Origin of the sequence: Sulfolobus sp. B1, from assembly GCF_007050195.1 — an archaeon.
Classification (GTDB): Archaea; Thermoproteota; Thermoprotei_A; order Sulfolobales; family Sulfolobaceae; genus Saccharolobus.
Genome location: NZ_QIMI01000101.1, coordinates 1 through 6075, shown reverse-complemented (window position 1 = coordinate 6075; position 6075 = coordinate 1). Strand labels below are relative to the sequence as shown.

Here is a 6075-nt window from a genome sequence, read left to right as displayed (position 1 = left end):
TATTGAGCCATTAAAAATTGAAGGTAATTCATAAATTCCAACCCATTCATTAAGTGTGGAATTGTATTGAAGAGGAACACCTATCTCAAAACCTATAATCAAGGACTCATAATTCAACTGAGTAGGCGATAGAGTAGCAGTGAAAGTACCATATTTTACCTCAGTACCATTGGGATATGTAATATTGGCAAAAATCTTAATCCATTGCCCTTCATACACCGTATCACTTACCTTTACATTATAATTCAGATTAGCGGGAGAGACATAAAAGGCTGTAGTAAAATTGGAAATATCAAGACCAACAGATGTATTAGTAACAGACTGAATTACTACATTATAAAACCCTGGAGTAGCATTATTTGGAACAGTAAAATTACCCTCATATAAAAGAAATAGTAAATATACTCCAAACTGAATAGTATCTGGAGCAGGAATTAAATGAACTTCCCCTACCAGCTTGCCAGATGGATTGTACACAAATGCATTGACATTAGAGGTAAACAGACCCGTAAACTCTATCGTTTCTACTAAATCAATGAAAGTAACGTTTTCCCCTGGAGACGCAGCAGGTAACCCATCATTTAATGGAGTTAAAACACCACCGAAATTATACTCTCCAAAATATACATAAGAAGTGGCTGAACCATAAGAGTCATTGATTACAAGCAAATATGTACCTTGAGGTAAAGGTGGTAATAAAGCATAAGCCCCTTGATAGTTCCCCGGAGATGACATAATTAAAGGAACTGAAGCTACTATGTGACCATTTCTTATTAGATAGGCAGTGACGCTCTGATTAGCTACTGGTGTTCCATTTGGATAGTAAACACAAGCTTCTATCGGGAAAGGTTCATTATAGGGTAATGGTATGTTATAAGGATAAGGAATAGGTTGAATAATGTTTATTGATTCTCCAACATCTATCTCCACAATACCAGTACCCACAAATGACCCAGAAGTACCATTCACTATAATCTCCCATAAGTTAGGAGGATATCCCTTCGATATTGTAAAGTTACCTATCCAATAACTTCCGTTATAGCTTAATGGAACAGTAGCTAAGTAGCCATTAAGAGTATAAATGTAAGCATTAAACGAACCAGAACTGACTTCAGTACCATTTGGATATGAAATATAAGCAGTTATCGTAAACGTTGAATTATAGAAATACCATGGTTGAGAAACCCCAGGCTCAAAAGTACTTACTGATATGCTTAAACTCTTACTTATCAAGTGCTTAATTGTACTAGCTAGTAAACCAGCATTAGGACTTCCTAATCCAGTAACTAGATTATAAGATCCATTAGCATAATAATATCCATTATAACCAAAATTGATTGAATGAAATACCTCATGATATAATGTCGAATTTTGATAAATTTCGTAAAGTAACGGATTAACTAAACCTAATGGATGGCCTAAATAACCATCAATATCTGCAATAATCCCAGCCCATAGTGGCGTAGCTAAACTAGTTCCGCCTATTACTACCTCTTGTCCTAAGGCATAAATCACAAAACCAGTATATGGGTTAGCATCAGCTGCAACATCTGGTATAGTTCTATAATCGCTATGAGTAATGTAAAACTGATACCAAGGAGAAGGAAATAGAGTACTATACCCACCACCAGACGACACAGTACCTTCTACCTCACCAAAATATAATGGGTTAACACTCCAAGCAGTTTCATAGCCATAAGTTGCAGTAGAATTGTAATTCGAAATATAACCTGAAGTCACGTTAAGGAATAGAGTAGTTCCTCCAACTGCTGTTACGAAAGGTGAAGATGCTGGATAGCTTGCAGCACCATATACTGTGGGAAGATCGTTATAAGCTCCTAGATCACCAGAAGCGGCAAAGAAAGAAATACCCTCAGCAGTTCCAATCTCAAAATAATAGTCTAAGTAAGGATAATTTGGAAATGGTTGTCCCTCGAAAAACGCATAAAAGCCTGACGCTCCAAATAAAATCTCTGGTAGACCAAAACTCATAGATACCACTTGAGCTAAGTCCTCACTGACTACCAAATTAATACCGGACCACAATGCAGGTATTGAAGCTGAGGGGGCAACTACTACAAGCAAATTAGCATAAGGAGCAGTAGTGTGAGCAATTTCTACATCCAACGCTACCTCCCCATACCAGCCCGTAATTAGCCCATTGAGAGGTTCGTATCTACCAATAGGTAAAATAGTTATATTAGCAGGAGGTAAATGGAAATGCTGATCAAATATCTTAACGTCTTGATATAACTCTGGATCACCATAAGCTTCAATTAATGCAATAGTAACTTTCTTATCCGCTGTAGCGTTGAACAGTGGAGTGATATTATACGCTCCTTCAATATCTTGAGGAGTATACCATGTTGCAGAGAACTGGAACGTATAGGTGAAAGATGAAGATACTTGATTACCCAACAACAAATTACCGTTAACGATCTTGCCCAATTGAATCATAGGTAATTGAACATTAGTGAAATTAGTTAGACCTCCTATCAAGACGTTATTAAGTTCTGGAGGTATACTGACTTTACCTTCTGGTTTATAATATATTTCTCCATCACTTAGCGATTTAACTAGGATTAACTTAGTGTTAAAAATTGAAGAGACTTGAAGAGCAGTTGCCTCAGCGATGACCTCAAACGGACCTTTATACAATACAGTAAAGTTCTTACTCTCTAAGTAGCTTACTACTTGAGAGACTTTATTCTCCTGCGAAAACATAGAAATTAATTGAGAGTTGGCTAGAGGCTTAACTTGATGGTTAGCAACCTCTTGTGCCATCAAATAAAGTGAATTGAGGTTCTTAGGAGGAATAAAGATATAAAGGTAAATTGGCGTATTATAATTTAACGTTGAAATGACCTGGGATTGAGAATAGGTAGGAGATATGTAAGTATTTCCCACTGAAGAATATACAATTAGAGACGTAGGAAGTAAAATAAATAATGTTAGAGCTGATAATATTATACCTTTTAGAGTAGTACCTTCCATAATATTATTAAATTTTTATACATATAAAAGGATTACTTAAATAAAATTCTACACAAGAGCTGAAAATTTGTTATTTAGGAGTGAACGACAAAAATCTCCTTAATTTACCATATCTTCATTAACACCTCAACAGCCATAAAGGTTATCATTTAAATTATTTTCCAGACATCATTGCTAAAGCCAGGTGAGCTAGCTATACCAACATCAAGACTACGACCTCCTTACGAGCTAGGGTCTTGCTGAGGTCTAAAGTACTATCCCCATTTGTGCGGAAATTACTCTGATAGTTGTTCGTGGTTTAAAAATCCTTTTAACCTGCTTAAAAGACTTATCCTTCATTAATATTCACTATAGTTAAACTGTAGACAATTCCTCATATGGGAGAGTGTTAAGTAGTTTATGTTCATAAGTATAGGATAACTAATTTTATTCTCGCCAAAAAATTAACTCGCTCTGAGAATAAATCTTGAGAATAAATCTAAGAGGCAATACTCTGAAAGGAGAAGATCAAACAGCGGGAAGAAAAATAAGTATCACTTATAAAAAATTATTTATGATTCAGTTATTTTATTTCTAGCTTTTACTTCTTTTGTTTTTCTAACATATCTAACAGTTCCTTTGGAGCATCTTTCTCGCTAACAGCTCCTCTACCAGTCTTTCCTCCACCCTCATCGTAGGTGAAGCTTATCATCTTGCCAACTCTCCAAACCTTCTTTATCTTACTAGTGTCTACAGACTTCTCTTCTCCCTTGTACTTAAACCTGACCGTTGCCATATTTCCTCAAAATACTCTTGAAGGTTTCACATAAATAAACTTTACGCTATTCAGATTAGTACAACTTAAAGAAAAGCCTTAAGATAAACTAAAGTTAGTACCTTAGCCGAAATAACTCAATAACGATCACTTACGTGAAGGTAAATTTTTCTTATCTAATATAAAAATTTACTGAAAAAATTATTGAAAAAATAAATAAGTACTTTGATATAACGTTACCATTTGGGAAAAATATAAATTTAATAATAAAGAATACTCTCATATAGAGAGCTATGACTATGGTTGAAGCTTTAAACAAAATAATGAAAAACAAGAAAAAGAGCGCAAATTTAAGGCTATCCTACTATCCATTTTTACTAGCAGTAAAGGATCACGTCCTACAAGAAGAAGATATGTTGAAGAGAAAAAGAGAACTGAACAATTTCCTAGATAAACTGTATGGAGAGAGCAGAAGGTATTTACTAAAATATGCAAAAGATAAATATTATTGTGTCTGTGGAAAAACTTTCTCCTCAGCATATCACTTTTACACGCACGTGTTTACAGAACATAAACCAACCATCCTTAAAAACTAAAGCGAAAAAACTAATACATCATTCAGGGGGTATCTCCTTATAAACTAGTCTTATATCTATCCCGTTCTTCTTCATTCTATAAACGTAAGACGAGAGGAAAATCACTGCCCCTAAACCAATTAGGCTAAGTATATATGCTATGCCCGGAAGATAAGGCTGACCTTCTGAAGTGATCACTCCAAAGTATGGGTTAGTAAACGCATAGTACCCCATGAAACCCATGAACAGTATTGAGAGGATTGAAGATATAAGCATACCAGCATTCTTCTCCTTTAACGATTGAAGAACTCCTGCAATACTAACTAAGATAAGGTAAGCAATAGCTAAAGGAGTATAGCTATACAACGCTTCATAACCATTAGGACTAATTATCGGCACAGCCAAGAATACTAAGGTGACGGCAAAGTCCAAGAGATGAGCATAAACTGGAGAACCCTCTCTATTTAACCTCGAGAAAACCTCAGGGAATAGTCTATCGAAGGAAAACGCAAAAACATATCTAGCAAAAACAACAACACCAAAAGCCATTACGAAGAACTCCCAAGCAATTAAACTTATACCCAAAAACCACTGTAAAGCGTAATTTTTAGCTAATGCTATACTAACTGACCAGAAATTATAAGTGTAAGTAGGGTAGAGCGAGTAATTAAAACCATATCCCCCTGCTAAATCCATCAATAAGAAAGGAACTGTGATAAATACTAATGTCAACACGCTACCTAGAATTAGATTATATCTAACTCCTCTCTTTGATTTGATCTCTGAGGCAACAGCAGGCCCTGCATATAGCCAAATGTATGCAAAGGAAGCAAAATAAGGAATCATATAAATCGTTGAAGACCAACTAAACCTAGGACCAGTATATGGTGTAGCTGTAAGATTAAAAGCCTTTAAAAAAGGTTGTATCACCACATGAAAATCACTGACATTAAACGCTATAACTAGGATAGCTACTAACGTGCCCAATAAGGATAATATGCCTAAAGCAGAAGTTAAAGTATAACCCCATTTAGGTCTAAAAATATTTATTAAGATAATAATTGTAAAAGCTAATGCAGCCAGCCCATAAGCTAAATAAGCATTACTCGTAGTAAACACGTTATTCGCTAAGTTAACTAGATAAGGTTGAGAGTCTAATGAACCGATTACTGATAAAACCGTACTAATAGCAGATACTGAAAAGAAAGCTGACAACGCAAAGAAAGGTGGCATATTAAAAGCTAAAGCAATTCCCATTATAGCCCCTAGTGGACCGTTTAACCTCCTAGACAACCATACGTAATCACCTCCAGTCCTAGGAATCCTCTGAATGAAGTAAGTGTAAAGTACTACTAAAGGTAAGGTGAACAAAAATGTAAGTAAGGATGCTACCCATAATACAGCACCCTTTACTATATAAGGACTTATACCAATGAATATTGCCAAACCAGCACCCATATTAGCTACATTAAGCATAGTAGCGTCAAGCAAAGATACGTTCTTGACCAGACCAGAAGTCTCCCTAACAAATAATTTCACATTACCCTTAGCCATAAGTTAGACTTATGATTAAAAAATTTAAATTTATCTTCAGAAAATGAGTTCGGAAAATAGCTTATAATAAAAATGAGCATAAAACGTGCTAATTCATTAATAGAAAATAATGAGAACAAAAATAAAAAAAAATTGATTTTATCTTCATTGTGCTACTACCGCTACTTGCACTGTCGCACCATCAGATAGTCCTAAAGA

At 35.2% G+C, this 6075-nt stretch carries 4 protein-coding genes; 1 reads left to right on the top strand and 3 read right to left on the bottom strand.

All coding sequences use genetic code 11. The annotated features are described in order from the left end of the window. Together DMP16_RS07245 and sul7d are read right to left on the bottom strand one after the other, a co-directional pair. Window positions 1-2994: protease pro-enzyme activation domain-containing protein (locus DMP16_RS07245; protein ID WP_143577030.1), on the bottom strand; the 2994-nt coding region annotated here is incomplete at its 3' end. 580 nt (window positions 2995-3574) lie between these two features. After that, window positions 3575-3769 (bottom strand): Sul7d family chromatin protein, encoded by a 195-nt coding sequence (sul7d, locus tag DMP16_RS07240; RefSeq protein ID WP_069283757.1) that lies wholly within the window; start codon window positions 3767-3769, stop codon window positions 3575-3577. A gap of 272 nt (window positions 3770-4041) precedes the next feature. Between sul7d and DMP16_RS07235 the strand changes: the two genes are divergently transcribed. Next, window positions 4042-4344 (top strand): hypothetical protein, encoded by a 303-nt coding sequence (locus DMP16_RS07235; protein WP_069283758.1) that lies wholly within the window; start codon window positions 4042-4044, stop codon window positions 4342-4344. 18 nt (window positions 4345-4362) lie between these two features. On the opposite strand, the gene DMP16_RS07230 is transcribed toward DMP16_RS07235, so the two are convergent. Next, a complete protein-coding gene (locus DMP16_RS07230; RefSeq protein WP_069283759.1) occupies window positions 4363-5877 on the bottom strand; it encodes an APC family permease in 1515 nt (504 codons plus the stop codon). Window positions 5878-6075 lie beyond the last annotated feature (198 nt).